The organism is Actinokineospora iranica (assembly GCF_900101685.1).
Lineage (GTDB): Bacteria > Actinomycetota > Actinomycetes > Mycobacteriales > Pseudonocardiaceae > Actinokineospora > Actinokineospora iranica.
The window spans coordinates 63,054-84,517 of the sequence record NZ_FMZZ01000005.1 but is presented as its reverse complement, the minus strand read 5'-3'; the positions used below and the strand labels follow the sequence as shown (position 1 = coordinate 84,517).

Here is a 21,464-nt window from a genome sequence, read left to right as displayed (position 1 = left end):
GATCCTGGGTGGTGGGGATGGTGCGGGGGTCAGGCGTCTTTAGGGCTGGGGCGTAGTTCGTGTTCGCCCGCTGGGTCCAGTTCGGCGTCGAAGGGGTCTACCACGTCGGCTATTTCGCCGATGCCGCGTAGGAGGCGCTCCAGGCGGGAGGGGCTGGAGTTGGGGGCCGCCGCCGCCAGGACCCAGCCGTTCTCGATCCAGGCCACGGCGATGTCTTGGCCGATTTCCTCGGTCGCGTCCACCAGGTCTGGGGTTATCAGGGTGCGGGCCGCGGAGATGTCCGAGACGAAGGCGTAGCGCTGGCCGACTGGGCCGAGGAGTTCGGGCATGTGCTCGCGTTGGAAGGGGGTGCTGGGGACCCAGAGTTCCACCACCACCGGGTGTGACCTGCGGCACTGGACCGCGGCGATGACCGTGTTGACCCTGCCGCCCGCCTCCAGGTCGAACACGTACACCTTGCGCCTGCCGTCCGCGGTGAAGGTGGAGCCGGTGACCACGTCCTTGGCGACGCCGTCGCCGTAGTAGGCGATGGCGCCGCCGGACCACTCGCGGGGCAGGACGTGGTCCACCTCGGCGAACTGCCAGCCGCGCAGCGCCGCCCAGCGGCGGCGCTCGCGGTTGCGCGAGGTGAGCCGCGCGCGATCGCGCAGCAGAAAGGCGCCGCCCGCGACGAACGCGACGACCGCGATGACGAACCAGACCCACGCGGGAATGCCCACGGCGAGAAGCGTAGTCGTCATCGCGTCTTGTTCAAGATCACGGGCTAGCCGGTTGTCGTCTTACCCGCCCTGGGCTGGGCGGAACCGGCGACACGCGGGGAGGTCACACCGCTCGGGTCACCACCAAACCGGAGTTGTCGGCGACGACGTCCACTCCGACCGGGTCGCCGTCGCGGATGTCGCCGGAGAGCAGTGCCTTGGCCAGTTGGTCGCCGATCGCGGAGGACACCAGCCTGCGCAGCGGTCGGGCGCCGTAGACCGGGTCGAAGCCGTTGAGGGCCAGCCAGTCGCGGGCAGCCGGGGTCACCGACAGGGTGAGCCTGCGCTGGGCGAGCCTGCGGCCCAGCCGGGCGACCTGGATGTCCACGATCGCGGTCAGCTCCTCGGTGGCAAGGGCGTGGAACACCACCACGTCGTCGAGCCGGTTGAGGAACTCCGGCTTGAAGTGCCGCTGCACGACCGCCATGACCGCGTCGTGGCGGCCCCGGTCGTCCAGGCTGGGGTCGGTGATGAGCTGGGAGCCCAGGTTCGAGGTGAGCACCAGGATCGTGTTGCGGAAGTCGACCGTGCGGCCCTGGCCGTCGGTCAGCCTGCCGTCGTCGAGGACCTGGAGCAGCACGTCGAACACGTCCGGGTGGGCCTTCTCCACCTCGTCCAGCAGGACCACGCTGTACGGGCGCCTGCGCACCGACTCGGTGAGCTGGCCGCCCTGGTCGTAGCCGACGTAGCCGGGCGGGGCGCCGACCAGGCGGGCCACCGAGTGCTTCTCGGAGTACTCGCTCATGTCGATGCGGATCATGGCGCGCTCGTCGTCGAACAAGAACTCGGCGAGAGCCTTGGCCAGCTCGGTCTTACCGACGCCCGTTGGTCCGAGGAACAGGAACGACCCCGTGGGTCGGTCCGGGTCGGCCACCCCGGCGCGGGCGCGGCGGACCGCGTCCGACACGACCCGCACGGCCTCGCTCTGGCCGACGACGCGGGAAGCCAGCGCCTCCTCCATGCGCAGCAGCTTGTGCGTCTCGCCTTCGAGCATCCGGCCCGCGGGGATGCCGGTCCACGCGGAGACGACCTCGGCGACGTCGTCGGGGCCGACTTCCTCCTTGAGCATCACGGCCTCGCCCGCGGGCACGGTCGTGGCCGCGGTCGCGGCTTCCAGCTCCTTCTCCAGCGCGGGGATGCGGCCGTAGCGCAGCTCGGCGGCGCGGCCGAGGTCGCCGTCGCGCTCGGCGCGCTCGGACTCGCCGCGCAGCGACTCCAGCTGCTCCTTGAGCTCGCGGACCCGGTCGATGGAGCCCTTCTCGTTCTGCCAGCGCGCGGTGAGCCCGGACAGGGTCTCGCGCTTCTCGGCCAGCTCGGCGCGCAGCGCGGCCAGCCGCTCCTTGGACGCGGCGTCGTCCTCCTTGGCCAGCGCCATCTCCTCGATCTCCAGCCGCCGCACCGCGCGCTCGACCTCGTCGATCTCCACCGGCCGCGAGTCGATCTCCATGCGCAGCCGGGACGCGGCCTCGTCCACCAGGTCGATGGCCTTGTCCGGCAGGAACCGGGCGGTGATGTAGCGGTCGGACAGGGTGGCCGCGGCGACCAGGGCGGTGTCGGTGATGCGGACACCGTGGTGCACCTCGTAGCGCTCCTTGAGGCCGCGCAGGATGCCGATGGTGTCCTCGACCGACGGCTCGCCGACGAGGACCTGCTGGAACCTCCGCTCCAGCGCCGGGTCCTTCTCGATGTGCTCGCGGTACTCGTCCAGGGTGGTCGCGCCGACCATCCGCAGCTCGCCGCGGGCGAGCATCGGCTTGATCATGTTGCCCGCGTCCATGGCCCCTTCGCCGGTGGCGCCCGCGCCGACGATGGTGTGCAGCTCGTCGATGAAGGTGATGACCTGGCCCGCGGACTCGGTGATCTCCTTGAGCACGGCCTTGAGCCGTTCCTCGAACTCGCCGCGGAACTTCGCGCCCGCGACCATCGAGCCCAGGTCGAGGCCGACGACGCGCTTGCCGCGCAGCGACTCCGGCACGTCGCCCGCGACGATCCGCTGCGCGAGGCCCTCCACGATCGCGGTCTTGCCGACACCGGGCTCGCCGATCAGGACCGGGTTGTTCTTGGTGCGCCGGGACAGCACCTGCACGACCCGGCGGATCTCGGCGTCACGGCCGATGACCGGGTCCAGCTCGCCCTTGCGGGCGCGCTCGGTCAGGTCTAGGCCGTACTTCTCCAGCGCCTGGTAGGTGCCCTCCGGGTCGGGGGTGGACACCCGGGCGGACCCGCGCACCTTGGTGAACGCCTCGCGCAGCGCGTCCGGCGTCGCGCCGAGCCGCTTGAGCACGTCGACGACGTCGCCGCCCTCGGCAGCCAGGCCGACGAGCAGGTGCTCGGTGGAGACGTACTCGTCGCCCATCTCGGTCGCGAGCTTCTGCGCGTGCGTGATCGACCGCAGCGCGGCCTGCGACAGCTGCGGCGAGGACACCGTGGCCCCGGTCGCCGACGGCAGGGCGCGGGCGAGCGGTTCGAGCTCCTTGCGGGCGAGGGCGGGGTCGGCGCCGACCGCGGTCAGCAGCGGCGCGGTGAGCCCGTCGGTCTGCGCCAGCAGCGCGCCGAGCAGGTGCACCGGCCGGATGTCGGGGTTGCCCGCGGTGGACGCGGCCTGCGCCGCCGCGGAAATCGCCTGCTGGGTCTTGGTCGTGGGGTTGAAGGCGTCCATCTCCACCTCGGTCTCGCGTCGGTCGCTCGGGCATTCACCCACTCAACGTCTGAAAAGTTGAGTCTGTTCCGCTCAACCCCAGTATCCCGCACCCTCCCGACCCGGCAGGTGAACATCAGGAATCCGACCGCGCCCCGTCGGCGAGCCGGTGATTCCTCCCCAGGTCACCCACATGTCGCAACGGGCTTGTCCACAGAGGTTATCTACTTATCCACAATCCCCAGGAATCCATCCACAGGGCAGTGGACAGACCTGTCCACAGGCCCCGCGCGCCCCGCCCGCACGCGGCTGTGTGGGTGGTCGCGGGACCGGCGACGGTCACAGATCGCTGTTGAGCTTGCCGAGCAGCCGGGAGAACTCTTGGATATCCGCGGTTGACCAGTCGGTGACGCGCGCCCGCAACTGCCGCCGCCGGTCGGCGCGCACCTCGGCGAGCCGGGCCGATCCGGTCTCGGTGAGCTGCACCAGCCGCGCCCGCCCGTCGGAGGGGTCGGCGACCCGCTCCACCAGGTCCAGCTCCTCCAGCCGGGCGATCTGCCTGCTGACCGTCGACTTGTCCAGGCCGGTCCGCTCCACGACGTCCGCCGCGCGGACCGGGCCGATGTCGCTGAGGTGCAGCAAGAGCGCGTAAGAGGCGCCGTCCAACCCGGGGTGCACCTTCGCCGCGAGTGAGAGCGAGACGCTGCGCGCCCGGCCGAACAGCTTCGACAGCTCCCGTTCCAGGTTTTGCGCCGCCGTCTCGCGGTCGTCCGCCGGTCCCTCGGCCACGTGCTTCCCTTCGTCAGCCCCCGTTGATCAGCCCCCGTTGGTCGCGGAACGCTAAACCGGACAAGCCCGACACCGGGAGCCGGGGCTCATCCCGCCGGGACCGACTTCGCGCCGAAGTAGTCGCCGCCCTTGCCCCGGGCGTCGTCGGTGCCCCACGGCCGCGATCGGCCGACCGGCTGCATCCGGGGGATGTGCTTGCGGCAGTGGATGTAGGCCTCCCGGACCTCGACCAGCACCCAGCGCTCCGGGGTACGGCCCTTCTCCATCTCGACGGGCAGGCCCGGGTGGTCGGCGCGCAGGTCGGCGTCGGCCATGACGGTGGCACGGCCGTTGACGTGCAGGCCGATCACGTCCCGGGTGAAGTCGACCATGAGGATGCCCACGTTCGGGTTCTCGCTGATGTTGCCGAGGCTGGCCAGCACCCCGTTGCCGCGGTACTCAGGGTAGGCGACGCGGCGCTTGTCGAGGACGTGGATGAACCCGGGCGGGCCGGCGCGCAGCGACGAGTCGCACTCGCCCGCGGCGTCCGCGGTGGCGATGAAGGCCAACTCCATCCGGCCGACGAACTCGACCATCCGCTCGGTCAGGTGGTCGAGCACCTGGTCCTGGTAGAACCGGCGGGCGCGCTCGGCGGTGCCGTAGGCGGCCTGCAGCCGGTGCTCACCGGCCGAGCCGGGAAGAGCGGGCCCGACCGGGTGCGGCGGGGCGGGCGACTCTCTCGGCCCGGCGACCGGCGCGACGGCGGGCGGGGACTCTGCGAACTCCAGCGTCAGCAGGTCGGCCTGGGCGGTTCCGGTCGGGGGAAGCAGGTCGGGGGACACGCCGGACACCGTTGCACGACTGTTGCGTTACCGCGAAGTCACCAGCGGGTTCCGCCCCTCCCGGGGGACCTTGTAACACATGGGGTCACCATCTCCAACACGAAGGTGTGGTTAGGGCGGCCAGCGGATCGGATTCCCTGGGATTCCGTCTACTGTCCACTCCGTCGGGGGATGGATGCACAGGTACCGTGGTGTCAGCCTGGTGCGGCGCCCGGAAGCAGCCCGAACGGCACTGGTAAGGCACTGGAAAGGCGGAGTCAAACCCCGAACCATGACAGCGAACGCAGTTGTGAGCCCGATCCCGACCTCGAAGCCCCGAACCGAGTCGCCCACTGCCGTGAACACGATGGTGCGCCTGGTCCGGGAGAGCTTCGCCGTCGTGGAGCCGCACGCCGAGCAGGTGGCGCAGTTCTTCTACGCCATGCTGTTCAGCATCGCGCCCTCCGCGCGCGACATGTTCCCGGCGAACATGCAGGTCCAGCGGTCGCGGCTGCTGCGGGCCCTGGTGCATGTGGTGCAGATGGTCGACCGCCCGGACGACCTGGTCCCGTTCCTGCGCCAGCTCGGCCGCGACCACCGCAAGTTCGGCGTGGTCAGCGCGCACTACGAGGCGGTCGGCATGGCCCTCATCGCCGCCGTCAAACGCCACGCGGGCGGCATGTGGAACGACGAGACCGAACGAGCCTGGGCCGAGGCGTACACCATCATGGCCCGCGCCATGCTCGACGCAGCGGCGGCCGACGACGGCCCCGCCTGGTGGCCCGCGCAGGTGGTCGACCACGAGCGCATCGGCTGGGACCTGGCCGTGGTCCGCGTCCGCCCGGATTTCCCGGTGCCCTACGTGCCCGGCCAGTACCTCAGCGTCGAAGTCCCCCAGCGCCCCCGCCTGTGGCGCTACCTCACCCCCGCCAACGCCCCCCGCGACGACGGCGTCATCGAGTTCCACATCCGCGGCGTAGACCAGGGCTGGGTAAGCCGCTCCGTGGTCGCCCACACCAAACCAGGCGACGTCTGGCGCCTGGGCCCCCCCATGGGCCGCATCACCGTAGACCGCGAGGCAGACCGCGACATCCTGATGATCGCGGGCGGCACCGGCATCGCCCCCATGCGCGCCATCATCGACCACCTGGCCCAATGGGGCGAAAACCCGCACGTCCACCTCTTCACCGGCGGCCGAGTCCGCGAAGACCTCTACGACCTGACCCACCTCCAAAACGTGGCGGTCACCAACCCCTGGCTCACGGTCGTACCGGTCCTGGAAAACGAGCCGGACGCCCCCGGCTTCGAACACGGCACCCTCGCAGACGTAGTGACCCGCTACGGCGCCTGGGAAGACAGACACGTGCTGGTGTCCGGCTCCCCAGCCATGATCCGGTCGACGGTGTCCAGAATGCTGGTCGCGGGCACCCCCCTGGACCACATCACCTACGACCCCTTCACCCTCGACTGACCTACCGTGCACCTAGCCGACGCGCTGTCACGCAACCCAGTGCTGATGGCAGTCCTGGACCGCGCCCCAGCCCTGGCGGCCCCCAACTGGTACCTCGCGGCCGGTTGCGTAGTGCAGACGGTGTGGAACGTAGTCACCGGCCAGCCGCCAACAGCCGGAATCAAGGACTACGACCTGATGTACTTCGACGGCACAGACCTGTCCTGGGAGGCAGAGGACAAGGTCATCCAACGGGCAACAGCCGTTTTCACCGGCATCCCAGCCAAAGTCGAAGTCCGAACCCGGCCGCGTGCGCCTCACCCTCACCCTGCTCCACGACACCGACACCCTCCGCGTCGACATCCTGAACGACTAGCGCAGAACGGTCAGCGGCGCTTCTGCGGCCGCCAGACGACCAGGGCGGTTTCCTGGCGGACCGGCACCAGTTCGTGCCGGTAGGACTTGTGGATGGCCGCCGCCGCCTGTTCGGCCGCGGCGTAGGCCGATGCCAGTTCCTCGGTCAGCTCCGCGACGCGGGTGCGCAGGGCGTCGACCTCGTTCTCCAGTTCGATGATGCGCTTGATGCCCGCCAGGTTGACCCCGGCCTCCTGGGAGAGCCGTTGCACCTCGCGCAGCAGGGCGATGTCGCGCATCGAGTAGCGGCGGCCGCCGCCGGGGGTGCGGCCGGGGGAGACCAGGCCGAGCCGGTCGTAGCCGCGCAGCGTCTGGGCGTGCAAACCGGAGAGCTGGGCGGCCACGGAGATCACGAAGACCGGGGTGTCCTCGTCGGCTCCCGGCGGAAACGGGTTCATGACGACTGCCTCGCCTTCTGCACCAGAGCGGTCAGTTCCGGCCTCGGGTCGTGCTCGGCGATCTCCGCGTACGACTTGAGGGCCGACTTCGCCTCCTCCGACAGTGTGCCCGGAACCGCCACCTGGAGGGTGACCAGCAGGTGGCCGACCTGCCCGTCGCGTTTGGCCACGCCCTTGCCGCGGACCCGGAAGACCCGGCCGGACGCGGTGCCAGCGGGGACCTGGAGGCTGACGACGCCGTCCAGGGTGGGCACGGTCAGGGTGGTGCCCAGCGCGAGTTCGCTGAAGGTGACCGGCACCTTCAGCGTCAGGTCGTTGCCGCTGCGGCCGAACACCGGGTGCGGGGCGACGTGCACGCGCACGTACAGGTCGCCAGCGCTCGCGCCCTGCCTGCCCGGTTCGCCCTGGCCAGGGATGCGGATGCGCTGGTCGTTCTCGACGCCCGCGGGGATGCGGACGGTGAGGGTGCGGGTCTTGGTGTTGACGCCTTCGCCGCCGCAGTCCTGGCACGGGTCGTCGATGATGCGGCCGGTGCCCCGGCAGTCGCGGCACGGCTCGCTGAAGGCGAACGCGCCCTGGCTGCGGCTGACCAGGCCGACGCCGCCGCAGGTGGCGCAGGTCCTCGGGGTGCTGCCGGGCCGGGCGCCGGAGCCGTGGCAGGTGTCGCAGGTGGCCGGGCTGGACAGCCGCAGGGGCACGGTGGCCCCCTTGACCGCCTCGACGAAGTCGATGCTGACCTCGGTCTCGACGTCCGCGCCGCGCCGCGGGCGGGGGGTTTGGCCCGCCCCGCCGCCGCGGGCGCGGTTGAACAGGTTGCCGAACAGGTCGCCGAGGCCGCCGCCCTGGTTGAAGCCGCCTGCCTGGCCGCCGAACATGTCGCCGAAGTCGAAGCCGCCGTTGCCGCCGCCGCCGAAACCGCCGGGGCGGAAGCCGCCGGAGCCGAACATGCTGCGGGCCTCGTCGTACTGCTTGCGCTTGTCCGGGTCGCCGATCACCCCGTACGCCTCGGACACCGATTTGAACCGGGCCTCGGCGGTGGCGTCACCGGGGTTGGCGTCCGGGTGCAGCTCGCGGGCGAGCTTGCGGTACGCCTTCTTGATCTCCGCGTCCGAGGCGTCGGAGGAGACGCCCAGCTCGCGATAGAAGTCCTTGTCGATCCAGTCCCTGGCACTCACCGGACGTCCCCTCCTCTCGCCTTATTCCTGGTCTTGCGCCGCGGCGGGCGGCGGCCCGGCCTCGGCGTCGGTGACCGCGACGAGCGCGGCCCGCACGACGCGGTCACCGAACCGGTAGCCCCGGCGCAGCACGCCGGTGACCGTCGGCCCGTCCACCTCGGTGGAGGTGTTGTGCTGCACGGCCTCGTGCACCGACGGGTCGAACGGCTCGCCCTCGTGGCCGAACGGTTCGAGGCCCGTCTTCTGCAGTGTCGCGGTCAGCTTCTCGGCGACGGCCTTGAACGCGCCGGTGAGGTCGCCGTGCGCCTCGGCCCGCTCCAGGTCGTCGAGCACCGAGAGCAGGTCCGTCACGATCTGCGCCTTCGCCGTGGTGGCGACGACCTCGCGGTCGCGGTCGACCCGCTTGCGGTAGTTGGCGTACTCGGCCTGCAGGCGCTGCAGGTCGGCGGTGCGCTCGTCAAGCTGGGCCTGGATGGCGGCAGACAGGTCGACCACCGGTTCCCCGGCGGGCTCGTCTGCCGCGTGCCTGCCCGCGGGCTCGGCTTGCCCGGCCGCCCCGGCCGCCCCAGCCGCCCCAGCCGTCCCGTCGCCACCCGGCCGGACTTCCCCGGTCTCCGGGTCGATCCGGCGCCGATCGCGCACCACGACCTGAGGCTCCTCGCCGGAGTTCTCGCCGTTGTGCTGATCAGTCACTGTGCCACCTCGCTGACACTCGTCGGTCGCAAGCCTGAACTCGCCCGGCCGCTCAACGCTTGGCGTCCTTGTCCTCGTCCACGATCTCGGCGTCCACCACGTCCTCGGCGCCGCCTGCCTTGCCATCCGACGACGCGGAACCCGCGCCGTCGCCCGACGCGGCCGCGCCGGTGTCGGCGTAGAGGGCGGCGCCCATGGTCTGCGACTCGGTGGCCAGCTTCTCCATCGCGGCCTTGATGGCCGCGATGTCGGTGCCCTTGAGCGCCTCGTTCGCCTCAGCGATCGCGGAGTTGACCTTCTCCTTGGCCTCGGCCGGGATCTTCTCGTCGTTGTCCTTGACGAACTTCTCCGTCTGGTAGACGAGCGTCTCGGCCTGGTTGCGGACCTCGGCCTCTTCGCGCCGCTTCTTGTCCTCCTCCGCGTGCGCCTCGGCGTCGCGGACCATCCGGTCGATGTCCTCCTTGGGCAGCGCGGAGCCGCCGGTGATGGTCATCGACTGCTCCTTGCCGGTGCCGAGGTCCTTCGCGTTGACGTGCACGATGCCGTTCGCGTCGATGTCGAAGGTGACCTCGATCTGCGGCACGCCCCGGGGGGCGGGCGGCAGGCCGGTGAGGTCGAACGTGCCGAGCTTCTTGTTGTCGGCGGCGAAGTCGCGCTCACCCTGGAACACCTGGATGCCCACGGTGGTCTGGTTGTCGTCGGCGGTGGAGAAGATCTCCGAGCGCTTGGTCGGGATGGTGGTGTTGCGCTCGATGAGCTTGGTGAACACCCCGCCCTTGGTCTCGATGCCCAGCGACAGCGGGGTCACGTCGAGCAGCAGGACGTCCTTGACCTCGCCCTTGAGCACACCGGCCTGCAGGGCAGCGCCGACCGCGACGACCTCGTCGGGGTTGACGCCCTTGTTGGCCTCGCGGCCGCCGGTCAGCTCCTTGACGAGTTCGGCGACGGCGGGCATCCGGGTGGAGCCGCCGACCAGCACCACGTGGTCGATCTCGCCGACGGACACGCCCGCGTCCTTGACCACGTTGTTGAACGGGGCCCGGGTGCGGTCGAGCAGGTCGGCGGTGATCCGCTGGAACTCCGCGCGGGAGAGGTTCTCGTCGAGGAACAGCGGGTTCTTGTCCGCGTCGACGGTGATGTAGGGCAGGTTGATGTTCGCGCTGTTCGAGCTGGACAGCTCGATCTTCGCCTTCTCGGCCGCCTCACGGATGCGCTGCAGCGCCATCTTGTCCTTGGTGAGGTCGATGCCGTTGGACGCCTTGAACTTCTCGACCAGCCAGTCCACGATGCGCTGGTCCCAGTCGTCGCCGCCGAGGTGGTTGTCACCGCTGGTCGCGCGGACCTCCACGACGCCGTCGCCGATCTCCAGCAGCGAGACGTCGAAGGTGCCGCCGCCGAGGTCGAAGACCAGGATGGTCTGCTCCTTGGCGCCCTTGTCCAGGCCGTAGGCCAGCGCCGCCGCGGTCGGCTCGTTCACGATCCGCAGCACGTTGAGGCCCGCGATCTGCCCGGCCTCCTTGGTGGCCTGCCGCTGCGCGTCCTCGAAGTACGCCGGGACGGTGATCACCGCGTCGGTGATCGTCTCGCCCAGGTACGCCTCGGCGTCGCGCTTGAGCTTCATCAGCACCCGGGCGCTGATCTCCTGCGCGGTGTAGGCCTTGCCGTCGATCTCGGTCTTCCAGTCGGTGCCGATGTGCCGCTTGACCGACCGGACCGTGCGATCCACGTTCGTGACAGCCTGGTTCTTCGCGGGCTGCCCGACCAGCACCTCGCCGTTCTTGGCGAACGCCACGATGGACGGGGTCGTCCGCGAGCCCTCCGAGTTGGCGATAACCGTCGGTTCACCGCCTTCGAGGACGGCGACGACGGAGTTGGTCGTCCCCAGGTCGATGCCGACCGCTCGCGCCATTTCTTCCTCCTGCTGTTAGCTGTGCTGTCGTTGATCGTGCGCCTGACTAAGTTGAGCGTACCGGACTCAGTTCCGAGACTTGAGTCGCGCCCGCTCAACCTTCCTGCACCCTCAACGCGCGTCCCCCGGCCGGTGTTCCCGGCCGCCGCCCGCTCAGCCGAACGCGACCGTGACGTCGCCGCTGTCCGCGGTCACGTCGATGCGGTGGGGCGCGGCCGGGTCGTGGCCGACGGTGTTGGCGACCTCGCCGCTGTCCGCGGTCGCGGACACCTGGTAGCCGCCTCGCGGGACGCTGACCTCGACCGAGCCGCTGCCCGCGCGGGCACGGACGTCGCCTGCCTCGGCCAGGCGGACGGCGATGTCGCCGGACGATGTGGCCACGTCGACCTTGCCGCGCGCCCCCTGCGCCTCGACGCGGCCGGAGTCCACGTTCGCGGTGAGGCCGCCGCGAACGTCGCGGGTGAGCACGTCGCCGGAGTCCGCCTCGATCGTGGCGCGCTCGCCGACGTCGGTCAGTTCCACCGTTCCGGAGTTCGCCACGAGGTTGACCGCCCCCGACACCCGGCGCACCCGCACGTCCCCCGACGACGAGCGCAGGTTCACCGAGGACACCCCCTCGATGTCGACCGAGCCGGAGTCGACGTCGCCGGACACCGCCACACCCTCCGGAACAACCACGTCGTAGTCGACCCAGCAGTCGCGGATCGGGCAGCCCTCCAGGACCAGCACGTCCCCCTCGACGCGGTGCGTCGCGCCGGGCTTGGCCTCGGCGTGCGACACCTGCCGGTGCACCGTCGTCGTGGTCCCCGTTCGCAGCCGCACCGCCCCGCTGGCGCTGGCGAGCCGCACGCTGCGCACGGTCTGCCCGACTACCGCGTCGTCGGAGTACCCCCGGACGGCGGTCCCGCAGGCCCCCACCGTCGCGGCGATGGCCACCGCCCCCGCGACGGCCATTCCCAGCACGACTCTCCGCTGCGCCATTCTCCGTTGCGCCATTCCACACCCCTCGTCCGTGAACCGCTTCGCCCAGACGCTAGGGCGGCGGCGCCCGCCGGGGATCAGGGACGCCCCGGACCCGCCCCCTGAGGCCGCCCCTGACGGCCGCGCCACAAGATCGCCATTCACGCGCCAGAAGATCGAAAAGAACTGCCGCCCCCAGCCGGGTTAATAAAGCACCTTGTGAACCCTCAAATCCTTGTTTGATGGCACCTGCCTACTTAAAGTCCGCAGCGGGGTCCGCACCATTGATCAACATTTCGAGACGCGCGAACCAGGAGTTCCACCTGTGAGATTCAGGACGCCTTTCCTTGCCATTCCGGCGCTTCTCGCCATCGCGGCCGGACTGGTCGCACCCACCTCCACCGCGACCGCCGCGACCACCTCCTACCAGCGGGGACCCAACCCGACCGAACAGAGCGTGCGGGCGGCCAACGGGCCGTTCGCCTATTCCCAGTTCGCCATTCCCGACGCGGAGGCGACCGGATTCGGCGAAGGCACGATCTACTACCCCAACAACACCAGCGTGGGCACTTTCGGTGGCGTCGTCATCGCTCCCGGTTTCAACGCCGACCAGAATTCGACCGTCTGGCTCGGCAAGCGGCTCGCCTCGCACGGGTTCGTCGCGGTCACCATCACCACCCACGAACTCAACGACCAGCCCTACGAGCGCGGCAAGCAGATCCTCGCCGCCCTCGACTACCTCACCGGCCAGTCGCCCGCCTTCGTCCGGTCCCGGCTCGACCCGGCGCGGCTCGCGGCGGTCGGCCACTCGATGGGCGGCGGCGGCACGCTCTTCGCCGCAGCGCAGCGGCCCAGCCTGAAGGCGATCGTGCCGCTGGCGCCGTGGGCGCTGGCCAAGAACTGGTCGAACGTCCAGGTGCCCACCATGATCCTCAGCGGCGCCCAGGACGCGTCCGCGCCGCCCGCCGAGCACGCCGAGAAGTTCTACGCCAGCCTCACCAGCGCCCCGGAGAAGGCGTACGCCAAGCTCGACGTCAACCACGTGCGGTTCGCCTGGGAGCACCCGCTGATCGGCAAACTCGTCGTCTCCTGGCTCAAGCGCTTCGTCGACGAGGACACCCGCTACACCCAGTTCCTCTGCCCGACCGCCACCGGCGCCGTGCTGCTGGAATACCGCGCCACCTGCCCGCTGGGCTGACCATCACCGCAACGGCTCCAACAGGCGTTCGACCACCGGCAGCAGCTCAGCGGCTGTCGGTGGTTCGTCATCGATGAGCCCCTGCATGAGCAGCCCGTCGACCCCGGCGAGGAACGCCCGGACCCGCACCTCGTCGGGCTGGCGGGCCAGGCTGGTCAGCACGTCGAGCCACAGCCGCGCGGCGGGCCGCAGCGTGGGGCGGCGGGCGGCGAGCAGGTACAGCTCGTACTCGGCCATGGTCCGGCCGCGGCGGGGGCCCAGCGCCTCGGCGAGCATCTCGGCGACCGCGCCCGCCGGGCCGCTGCCCTTGATCCGGCTCGACTCGATCTGGTCGCGCACCTCGACGGCCATGCTCTCCGCGGAGAGCAGGAGCGTGTCCACCAGCAGGTCGTCCAGCCCGGGGAAGTGGTAGGTGATCGACGCGGGCGGCACGTCGGCCTCCTTGGCGACCGTCCGGTGGGTGACCCCGGCGACCCCCTCGCGTTCGATCACCCGCAGGGTGGCCTCGATGATCGCGGCGCGCCGCCGGTCGCCGCGGGCCTTGCGGCCGTCGACCCTGCGGTAGCCGCGGGTCACCGGGGGACCGGCGCGCCCGTGCGGGCGAACGGGGGCAGGATGGGTGCGCACATACCGGGGAAACTACCTGAACTATCGTCCAGGTATTTTCGGAGACGTGCGCCACACCTGCGACCGCAGACTTCTCAGACTGGTTACTGGTGAGTAAGAAGGCGTAAGGTTCCGTCCCAAACCGAACTGACGGGAAGGTCACCACGACATGGGTGCCGTGCAGCTAACACTGGGCCTGATCGCGGTCGCGGTCAGCCTCGTGGCCTGGAGCATGTGGGTCCGCACAATCATGCGGATGGTCTCGATCGTGCGTCTCGGGCAGCCCGACGCCACCCGCAACGGCCCGTTCATCCCGCGGATGAAGACGCTCGTCACCGAGTTCGCCGCGCACACCAGGATGAACAAGTTTCGCCACGTCGGCTTCTGGCACTGGCTGGTGATGTGGGGCTTCCTCATCGGCTCGGCCGCGCTGTTCGAGGCCTACGGCGAGGTGTTCGTCCCCACCTGGGGCTGGCCGATCCTCGACCACATCAACCTGTGGCACCTGCTGATGGAGCTGCTGGGCCTGGGCACCATCGCGGGCGGCGTGGCCCTGGCGATCATCCGCCAGCGCAACCACCCGCGCCGCGCCGACCGGCAGTCGCGCTTCCAGGGCTCCAACTTCTGGCAGGCGTACTTCGTCGAGGCCGTGGTGATCTTCGAGGGCATCGGCATCCTCGGCGTCCGGGCAAGCAAGGCCGCCCTCGGCGCGCACGAGCTTCCGCTGTGGGCCGCGTTCGTCAGCAACCCGCTCGGCGAGATCCTGCCCGCCAGCGAGAACCTGGTCTCCGTCCTGGCGTTCGTCAAGCTCATGGGCGCGATGCTGTGGGTCTACGTCGTGGCCAAGTACATGACCATGGGCGTCGCCTGGCACCGGTTCAGCGCGTTCTTCAACATCTACTTCAAGCGTGAGGCCGACGGCGGCGTCGCCCTCGGCGCGCTCAAGCCGATGATGTCCGGCGGCAAGGTGCTCGACCTGGAGGAAGCCGACCCGGAGGTCGACGCGTTCGGCGCGGGCAAGGTCGAGGACTTCTCCTGGAAGGGCTGGCTCGACTTCACCACCTGCACCGAGTGCGGCCGCTGCCAGTCGCAGTGCCCGGCGTGGAACACCGGCAAGCCGCTCTCGCCGAAGCTGCTCATCACCCAGCTCCGCGACCACGCGTACGCCAAGGCCCCCTACCTGCTCGCCGGTGGCAAGAAGGACATGGCGGGCGAGGAGATCGGCCTGACCGGCGACAACCCGCACGCGGGCATCGACGTGCTGGCCCTCGCCGAGGCCGAGCGGCCGCTCATCGGCGGCGTGGACGAGCTCGGCGTCATCGACCCCGAGGTCCTGTGGTCCTGCACCACCTGCGGCGCCTGCGTCGAGCAGTGCCCGGTGGACATCGAGCACGTCGACCACATCGTCGACATGCGCCGCTACCAGGTGCTCATCGAGTCGAACTTCCCGTCCGAGCTGGGCGGCATGTTCAAGAACCTGGAGAACAAGGGCAACCCGTGGGGCCAGAACGCCAAGGACCGGCTGGCCTGGACCGAGGACCTGGACTTCGAGGTCCCGGTGTTCGACGGTGAGCTGGCCGCTGACACCGAGTACCTGTTCTGGGTCGGGTGCGCGGGCGCGTTCGAGGACCGCGCGAAGAAGACCACCCGGGCGGTGGCCGAGCTGCTGCACCAGGCCGAGGTCAAGTACGTCGTGCTCGGCTCCGAGGAGACCTGCACCGGCGACCCGGCGCGGCGCGCGGGCAACGAGTTCCTGTTCCAGATGCTGGCGCAGCAGAACGTCGAGGTCATCAACTCGGTGTTCGAGGGCCGCGAGGCAGGCAAGCGCAAGGTCGTCGTGACCTGCGCGCACTGCTTCAACACGCTGGCCAACGAGTACCCGCAGCTCGGCGGCAAGTACGAGGTCGTGCACCACACGCAGCTGCTGAACAAGCTGGTCCGCGAGCGGCGCCTGGTGCCGGTGGCCCCGGTCGCCGAGGACATCACCTACCACGACCCGTGCTACCTGGGCCGCCACAACCAGGTCTACGACGCGCCGCGTGAGCTGGTCGGCGCGTCCGGGGCGACGCTGCGGGAGATGCCGCGGCACGCCGACCGCGCGATGTGCTGCGGCGCGGGCGGCGCCCGGATGTGGATGGAAGAGCGCATCGGCAAGCGGATCAACGTCGAGCGCGTGGACGAGGCGCTGGGCACCGCGCCGTCGAAGATCGCGACCGGCTGCCCGTTCTGCCGTGTCATGCTCACCGACGGCCTCACCGCCCGGCAGTCGGACGGCATCGCGAGCGAGAACGTCGAGGTCGTGGACGTCGCGCAGCTGCTGCTGACGGCGGTGAAGCGGGGCAAGGAGCCGCTGGACACCCCGACCGACGAGGTCGGCACCGGCACGCCGCTGCCCGACGAGGACAAGGCGCCGACCGCGGGCAACTGACGTTCGGCCTGTTCGGAGGGGCTCGACCCACTGGGTCGGGCCCCTTCGGCTTTTCCAGGATGCGGGAAGGTTGTTCCGCTATCCAGGAATCGTTAGCTACGGTAAAGATATGTCGAGACGTCGTTGGGTGATCTTGGCCGTGGCCGTCGCCGCCCAGGCGGCCACCAGCGCCCTGGTCTACGGGCTGCCGTTCGTCATCCCGGCTCTGCGCGCAGAGGAAAACCTGACGCTCGCCGAGGCGGGCACGCTGACCGTCATCCCGATCCTCGGCCTCCTGCTCGCCCTGATCGCGTGGGGCGCGGCGGCCGACCGCTTCGGCGAGCGGATAGTCATGACCATCGGGATGGCAGGCGCCGGGTCAGCGACCCTGGCGGCGGCGATCGTGCCGGGGATCGTGCCGCTGGGAGCGCTACTGGTCGCCGCGGGCGCGTTCTCGGCGGCGATCAGCGCGGCCAGCGGCCGGGCGGTGCTCGGCTGGTTCGACGTGCGGGAACGCGGGCTGGCCATGGGCATCCGGCAGACCTGCCAGCCGATCGGCGTCGGCATCGCCGCGCTCACCCTGCCCCCGGCAGCGCAGGCGTGGGGCTACCGCTCGGCGCTGCTGATCCCGGCGGTCTTCTGCCTGGCCATGGCCGTGCTGGTCGCCGTCGCCCTGCTCGACCCGCCCCGCAAACCGGGCGCCGAACTGCGGGCCACCCGCTCGCCGTACCGGTTCGCGCGGCTGTGGCGGGTGCACCTGGCCAGCGCCCTGCTGGTCGGCCCGCAGTTCGTCGCGGGCACGTTCGCCCTGACCTACCTGGTCACCGAGCAGGGCTGGCACGCGGTGACCGCGGGCGCGGCGCTGGCCGCGGTCCAGGTCGCCGGGGCCGCTGGCCGCATCGGCGCGGGCGTCTGGTCCGACCGGGTGGCCAGCCGGATGCGCCCGATGCGGACCATCGCGGTGGCCGCGGCCCTGGCGATGCTGGTCTGGGCCGTCGGCGACGCGGTGGCGCCGTGGCTGGCGGCGGTGGGCCTGGTCGCCGCGATGATCATCTCGGTCACCGACAACGGCCTCGCTTTCACCGCCACCGCCGAACTCGCGGGCCCGGCGTGGGCGGGCCGCGCCCTGGGAATCCAGAACACCGGCCAGAACGGCATGGCCCTGGCCGTCGCCCCGGTGTTCGCCACCGTCGTCACCGCCATCGGCTGGCCATGGGCGCTGGCAGTGGCCGCCGCCCTGCCTGCGGCGGCCGTCCTGCTCACTCCCGTGCGCGGCGAGACCCTGGAACCCCTTTAGAACACGAAGCCCAGCCGCAGGAACACCGACTCACCGGGGGCGTCGTCCAAGCCGTCGTTGTCGACGACGCCGACGAGGCGGGCGAACAGCCCCTCGCCGACGACCGCGAGGCCCTCGGGCTTGTCGTGCACGGCGCCGCCGCCCGCTTGGAGCGCCGGGATCAGGTCGCGCACCGGCCGCTTGGCCAGCACCGGCTTCGGCTGGCCCTCGGCGGCGGGCGTGACGCGGCTGATGTCGACCCGGTAGACCTTCTTGAGGGTGGCCGCGTCACCGCGCTGGTTGTCGCGTTCCAGGACAAGCAGGGTCCGGTCGTTAAGAGCGGTCAGCTCAGACAGTCCTACCCAGGCGCCGGTAGGAGCGGCGTCGAGGGGATAGGCGACGAACGCCCACTCGCCGGTTGCCGGGGTGAAGCGGGCGAGAGTCGCCTGGCCGGGGATGTCGGTTTTCCACTCGCGCTGCACCGCGACCCACACGTGCCCGCCGACGACGGCCACGCCCTCGAAGCCGTTGCCGGTCGCGGTGGCGGCCACACCGGCGGGCAGCGGGACCTCGCGCACGACCGCGCCCTGGGCGTCGACCTCGACCAGCAGGTTCACGGTCTTCTTCGCGTCGCCCTCGGCGGCCAGCCAGTACCCGCCGCCGGGACGGGCGGCGATGCCCTCGCCGTCGTAGCCCACGGGCTTGCCGCCCTTGGTGACGGTCAACTCGCGCTCCACCCGCGCGGGCAGCGCTGCCGTGTCGATGGTGAGGACGCGGGTCGGGGCGTACGCGGAGTCGGTAACGGCGACTACCCGGCAGGCGTCACCCGGGATCGCGGACAGGCCGGACAGCGCGCCGAAACCGATGCCGTCGGACACGATCGACGGCGCGGCCTGGTTGGCCTGGAGCGCGACCCTGCTGGGCACACCGGTCAGCCGGTAAGAGGTGAGGGACGACCGCACACCGTCCTCGGCGGAGTCCTCTTCGGAAGAGACGACCAGCGTGCCGGTGGCCGGGATCGGCAGCACGCCCTCCGGGGCGACCCCGGTCGGCAGGCCTTGCAGCAGCTTCGGCGCGCGCGGGTCGTCAACCTGGTAGACCGCGACGAGGTTCGCGCGTTCCAGGCTGACGAACGCGTACCGGTGGCCGCCGTAGGTCGCCACGGCCAGCCCTTCCGGCTCGACGCCCTTCTTGCCCGCGCGCTTCTCCGGGTACTGCCCCTGCCGGATCGCCAGGTCCTCCAGTTCAGCGCCGGACGAGAACGCGACCGCGCCGGTCTCGGCGTCGAACACGGTCCAGGTGCGGGTGCCGCCGAGGTAGTCGCCCTCGTCGGCGGTGGCGAGGTGGCCGTTGCCGAGCCAGGCGATCGAGTCGGGCTCGCGGGGCGCGGTGACCGTGCCGGTCGGGGCGATGCGGCCGTCGGTCTTGGTGTCCACCCCGGACACCGTGGCCGTGCCCGCGGAGAAGTGCCGCACGACCGCGCCGGTGGGCAGGTCGACGACGGCGATGTGGTTGTTCTCCTGGAGGGTCACCGCGACCTGGCCGCGGTCGTTGACGCTGACGTACTCCGGCTCCGGGTCCTCGGGGGCGACCTGGGCGAGCCCGGTCAGCTCCGTCCGCCGGACCGTCCACGCGGCAGGCGCGCCCACGAGGTCCACGATCGCCAGGAAACCGGCCGGGGCCTGCGGGATCGCGCCGCCGTCGACGTCCTCGTCGCGCTCGTTCTCGATGGCGATTGCCGCGTGCCGCCCGTCCGGGGACAGGTCGATGGAGTCGGGTTGCCCGCCGAGGTCGTGCCGGGCGACGACGACCCGCGCGGCGATGTCGACCACCACGAGTTCCCCGGCGGGCGCGGTGAACGACGGCGAGGTGTTGACCGCGACCAGGGCGAGGTCGCCGCGGATGTCGACCGAGGTCGGCTCGCCCGGCATGGCCAGCACCCCGGCGGGCGCCAGCTCACCACGCCCGGTGACGTGGGCAAACCCGATGCGCGCGCCGGGGGAGTCGGTGTAGACGACGGTGCGCCCGTCCGGTGTCGCGGCGGCGATCTCGGCGGCGGTGTGCTGGTCGGCGGCGGTGTTGTGGAAGACGGACAGCGTGTCGACCCGCTGGAACCGGTCCCCGCCGCGCGCGTGCGCCGCGGTGGGTAAGGACACCAGGGAAAGCACGAGTCCACCGGCGACCACGCTCACCAGGACTCGACGGGGCAGAACCGGCACAGGGCCTCCAAGCTCGAAGTGGGCCCCGGTTTGTAACCCACCCGGGCGACGCCCACCTGAACTCTCAGCGACGCGTGGTGTCGACCCGGTGGAAGTTCAGGTAGGCGCGGGACGGCGTCGGCCCCCGCTGCCCCTGGTAGCGGGACCCGGCTTCCTGCGAGCCGTAGGGGAACTCGGCGGCGGAGCTGAGCCGGAACAGGCACAGCTGCCCGATCTTCATCCCCGGCCACAGCGTGATCGGCAGGTTCGCCACGTTCGACAGTTCCAGGGTGATGTGCCCGGTGAACCCCGGGTCGATGAACCCGGCGGTCGAGTGCGTCAACAACCCCAACCGCCCCAGCGACGACTTCCCCTCCAGCCGCCCAGCCAGGTCATCCGGCAACGTCACCGACTCGAACGTCGACCCCAACACGAACTCCCCCGGGTGCAGCACGAACGGCTCGTCCCCGTCCGCCTCCACCAGGGAGGTGAGGTCGTCCTGCTGCTGCCGAGGATCAATATGCGTGTACCGAGTGTTGTTGAACACCCGAAAGAACCGGTCCAACCGCACATCCAGGCTCGACGGCTGCACCATCAACGGCTCGAACGGCTCCACCCCCAGCCGCCCCGAGTCCAGTTCTTTCCGCAGGTCACGATCGCTCAGCAGCACAGCCCCACCATAGCCGCGCCCCCTACCGGTGACGCCCTCGGCCGGTCCGTGTAAGCTGTGAGCGTTCTAGCGTGATCATGCGGATGTAGTTCAATGGTAGAACATCAGCTTCCCAAGCTGAATACGCGGGTTCGATTCCCGTCATCCGCTCAGAATGCGAAATGGGTTGTCACCGCCAGCGGTGACAACCCATTTTTTTTCTTTATCCCCGGAATCAGCTCAGCGCGTGGCGCAGCAGGGAGCGAACCGCGTCGGTTTGGCGGGCTGAGGCGGCGCCGGGGAGTTGGCTGAGGGCGTTGAGGCGGGAGAAGACGCGGTGGCGGGCGGCGGCGGCGGCCTTGTGCCAGCTCCGGGCTCGCAGTTCGGATTCGATGTCGATGAAGTAGGCGCGTTCCTGGGCGAAGCGTTCGCCGCTGCGGGCGACGGTGCTGGAGTGGCTTTGCTTGTGCCTGCGGTAGCGGAAGGCGACCTCGGCGCCCAGGACCAGGGTGCCGCCGCGCAGCAGAATATCCACGACCATGGCCAGGTCGTGGACGGCGTCGCTGTCGGGGCGTTCGACCAGGTCCTGGGCGATGTCGCGGCGGTAGGTCAGGGCGGGGGTGTAGAGCCAGTTGCCGCGCAGGAGGCTGGCCACCGCGGTCTCGCCGGAGAGGATGCCGTCTCCGGTGGTGGGCCTGGCCCAGCTCTTCACCCGGTCCGGCAACGGAAAGTGGGGGACGTCGCGTTCGTCGATGACCTCGACGGCGGGTTGGAGCAGGGCGGCGTCGGGGCGGCGGGCGACGAGGGCTGCGATCTGCTTGCCGTAGGTCGGCAGCATCAGGTCGTCCGCGTCCAGGACCGTGAAGTACTCGCGGGTGGCTTCGCGGATGGTGCGGTGCTTGTTGCCCGCGACGCCGAGGTTCTTCTCGTTGCGGAGGTAGCGGATGCGGTCGTCGCCGATGGCCTCGATGCGGCGCTGGACGGCCTCGCCGCCGGGGTAGCAGTCCTCGACGATCGTCATGCGCCAGTCGGTGTCCTCAAGGGCGCGGACGCTGTCGACGGCCCGGTACAGGTATTCGGGGTCGCCGTGGTAGGGCGTGAGGACGTCCAGCGAAATCATCGGCAGCTTGCTCCTTGTGCGCCCGC

The 21,464-nt window shown here is 70.6% G+C and carries 18 protein-coding genes and 1 tRNA gene; 6 read left to right on the top strand and 13 right to left on the bottom strand.

The window, feature by feature from the left end; genetic code table 11:
- Positions 1–29 precede the first annotated feature (29 nt).
- The 4 genes from BLS56_RS12255 to BLS56_RS12240 form a co-directional block, all read right to left on the bottom strand.
- The gene (locus BLS56_RS12255; protein ID WP_091450145.1) at positions 30–719 is read right to left on the bottom strand and encodes a type III secretion system chaperone family protein; all 690 of its coding nucleotides are present in this window, start codon (positions 717–719) and stop codon (positions 30–32) included.
- A 103-nt stretch (positions 720–822) separates the two neighbouring features.
- The gene (gene clpB, locus BLS56_RS12250; protein ID WP_091450395.1) at positions 823–3,417 is read right to left on the bottom strand and encodes an ATP-dependent chaperone ClpB; all 2,595 of its coding nucleotides are present in this window, start codon (positions 3,415–3,417) and stop codon (positions 823–825) included.
- A gap of 318 nt (positions 3,418–3,735) precedes the next feature.
- On the bottom strand, positions 3,736–4,185 hold the full coding sequence (locus tag BLS56_RS12245) for a MarR family winged helix-turn-helix transcriptional regulator (RefSeq protein WP_091450144.1): 450 nt from the start codon (positions 4,183–4,185) through the stop codon (positions 3,736–3,738).
- Positions 4,186–4,271: 86 nt separating this feature from the next.
- Positions 4,272–5,006 (bottom strand): pyridoxamine 5'-phosphate oxidase family protein, encoded by a 735-nt coding sequence (locus BLS56_RS12240; protein WP_228771582.1) that lies wholly within the window; start codon positions 5,004–5,006, stop codon positions 4,272–4,274.
- Positions 5,007–5,352: 346 nt separating this feature from the next.
- On the opposite strand from BLS56_RS12240, the gene BLS56_RS12235 reads away from it, so the two are divergent.
- Together BLS56_RS12235 and BLS56_RS12230 are read left to right on the top strand one after the other, a co-directional pair.
- On the top strand, positions 5,353–6,456 hold the full coding sequence (locus BLS56_RS12235) for a globin domain-containing protein (RefSeq protein ID WP_091450393.1): 1,104 nt from the start codon (positions 5,353–5,355) through the stop codon (positions 6,454–6,456).
- Positions 6,457–6,501: 45 nt separating this feature from the next.
- Positions 6,502–6,894, top strand: a complete 393-nt coding sequence (locus BLS56_RS12230) for a nucleotidyltransferase family protein (RefSeq protein WP_091450392.1) — start codon at positions 6,502–6,504, stop codon at positions 6,892–6,894.
- On the opposite strand, the gene BLS56_RS12225 is transcribed toward BLS56_RS12230, so the two are convergent.
- The 5 genes from BLS56_RS12225 to BLS56_RS12205 all read right to left on the bottom strand — a co-directional run bounded on the left by BLS56_RS12225 (position 6,822) and on the right by BLS56_RS12205 (position 12,020).
- Positions 6,822–7,247, bottom strand: a complete 426-nt coding sequence (locus BLS56_RS12225) for a heat shock protein transcriptional repressor HspR (RefSeq protein WP_091450143.1) — start codon at positions 7,245–7,247, stop codon at positions 6,822–6,824. The two genes, BLS56_RS12230 and BLS56_RS12225, sit on opposite strands and share 73 nt — an antisense overlap.
- Complete coding sequence (dnaJ, locus tag BLS56_RS12220; protein ID WP_091450142.1) at positions 7,244–8,422, bottom strand: molecular chaperone DnaJ; 1,179 nt, start codon at positions 8,420–8,422, stop codon at positions 7,244–7,246. Before dnaJ ends, BLS56_RS12225 begins: the two co-directional genes overlap by 4 nt.
- A gap of 21 nt (positions 8,423–8,443) precedes the next feature.
- Positions 8,444–9,115, bottom strand: coding sequence for a nucleotide exchange factor GrpE (gene grpE, locus BLS56_RS12215; RefSeq protein WP_175482790.1), 672 nt, complete (start codon positions 9,113–9,115; stop codon positions 8,444–8,446).
- A 52-nt stretch (positions 9,116–9,167) separates the two neighbouring features.
- Positions 9,168–11,024 (bottom strand): molecular chaperone DnaK, encoded by a 1,857-nt coding sequence (gene dnaK, locus BLS56_RS12210; protein WP_091450140.1) that lies wholly within the window; start codon positions 11,022–11,024, stop codon positions 9,168–9,170.
- A gap of 153 nt (positions 11,025–11,177) precedes the next feature.
- The gene (locus tag BLS56_RS12205; protein ID WP_091450139.1) at positions 11,178–12,020 is read right to left on the bottom strand and encodes a DUF4097 family beta strand repeat-containing protein; all 843 of its coding nucleotides are present in this window, start codon (positions 12,018–12,020) and stop codon (positions 11,178–11,180) included.
- Positions 12,021–12,309: 289 nt separating this feature from the next.
- On the opposite strand from BLS56_RS12205, the gene BLS56_RS12200 reads away from it, so the two are divergent.
- Entirely contained in the window at positions 12,310–13,182 is an 873-nt protein-coding gene (locus BLS56_RS12200) for an alpha/beta hydrolase family protein (RefSeq protein ID WP_228771581.1), read from the top strand.
- A 3-nt stretch (positions 13,183–13,185) separates the two neighbouring features.
- Here BLS56_RS12200 and BLS56_RS12195 read toward each other — a convergent pair whose 3' ends face one another.
- Complete coding sequence (locus tag BLS56_RS12195) at positions 13,186–13,758, bottom strand: TetR/AcrR family transcriptional regulator (RefSeq protein ID WP_091450138.1); 573 nt, start codon at positions 13,756–13,758, stop codon at positions 13,186–13,188.
- Between the two features lie 199 nt (positions 13,759–13,957).
- Between BLS56_RS12195 and BLS56_RS12190 the strand changes: the two genes are divergently transcribed.
- The gene (locus BLS56_RS12190; RefSeq protein WP_091450137.1) at positions 13,958–16,216 is read left to right on the top strand and encodes a (Fe-S)-binding protein; all 2,259 of its coding nucleotides are present in this window, start codon (positions 13,958–13,960) and stop codon (positions 16,214–16,216) included.
- A 109-nt stretch (positions 16,217–16,325) separates the two neighbouring features.
- Entirely contained in the window at positions 16,326–17,492 is a 1,167-nt protein-coding gene (locus tag BLS56_RS12185) for an MFS transporter (protein WP_091450136.1), read from the top strand.
- Here the strand turns inward: BLS56_RS12185 and BLS56_RS12180 are convergent.
- On the bottom strand, positions 17,489–19,690 hold the full coding sequence (locus BLS56_RS12180; RefSeq protein ID WP_175482789.1) for an esterase-like activity of phytase family protein: 2,202 nt from the start codon (positions 19,688–19,690) through the stop codon (positions 17,489–17,491). The genes BLS56_RS12185 and BLS56_RS12180 overlap by 4 nt on opposite strands.
- Positions 19,691–19,754: 64 nt before the next feature.
- Positions 19,755–20,339, bottom strand: coding sequence for a dCTP deaminase (gene dcd / locus BLS56_RS12175; RefSeq protein ID WP_091450135.1), 585 nt, complete (start codon positions 20,337–20,339; stop codon positions 19,755–19,757).
- A gap of 79 nt (positions 20,340–20,418) precedes the next feature.
- Here dcd and BLS56_RS12170 point away from each other — a divergent pair.
- A tRNA-Gly gene (locus BLS56_RS12170) sits at positions 20,419–20,489 on the top strand.
- A gap of 64 nt (positions 20,490–20,553) precedes the next feature.
- Here BLS56_RS12170 and BLS56_RS12165 read toward each other — a convergent pair.
- Complete coding sequence (locus BLS56_RS12165; RefSeq protein ID WP_091450134.1) at positions 20,554–21,438, bottom strand: glycosyltransferase family 2 protein; 885 nt, start codon at positions 21,436–21,438, stop codon at positions 20,554–20,556.
- Positions 21,439–21,464 lie beyond the last annotated feature (26 nt).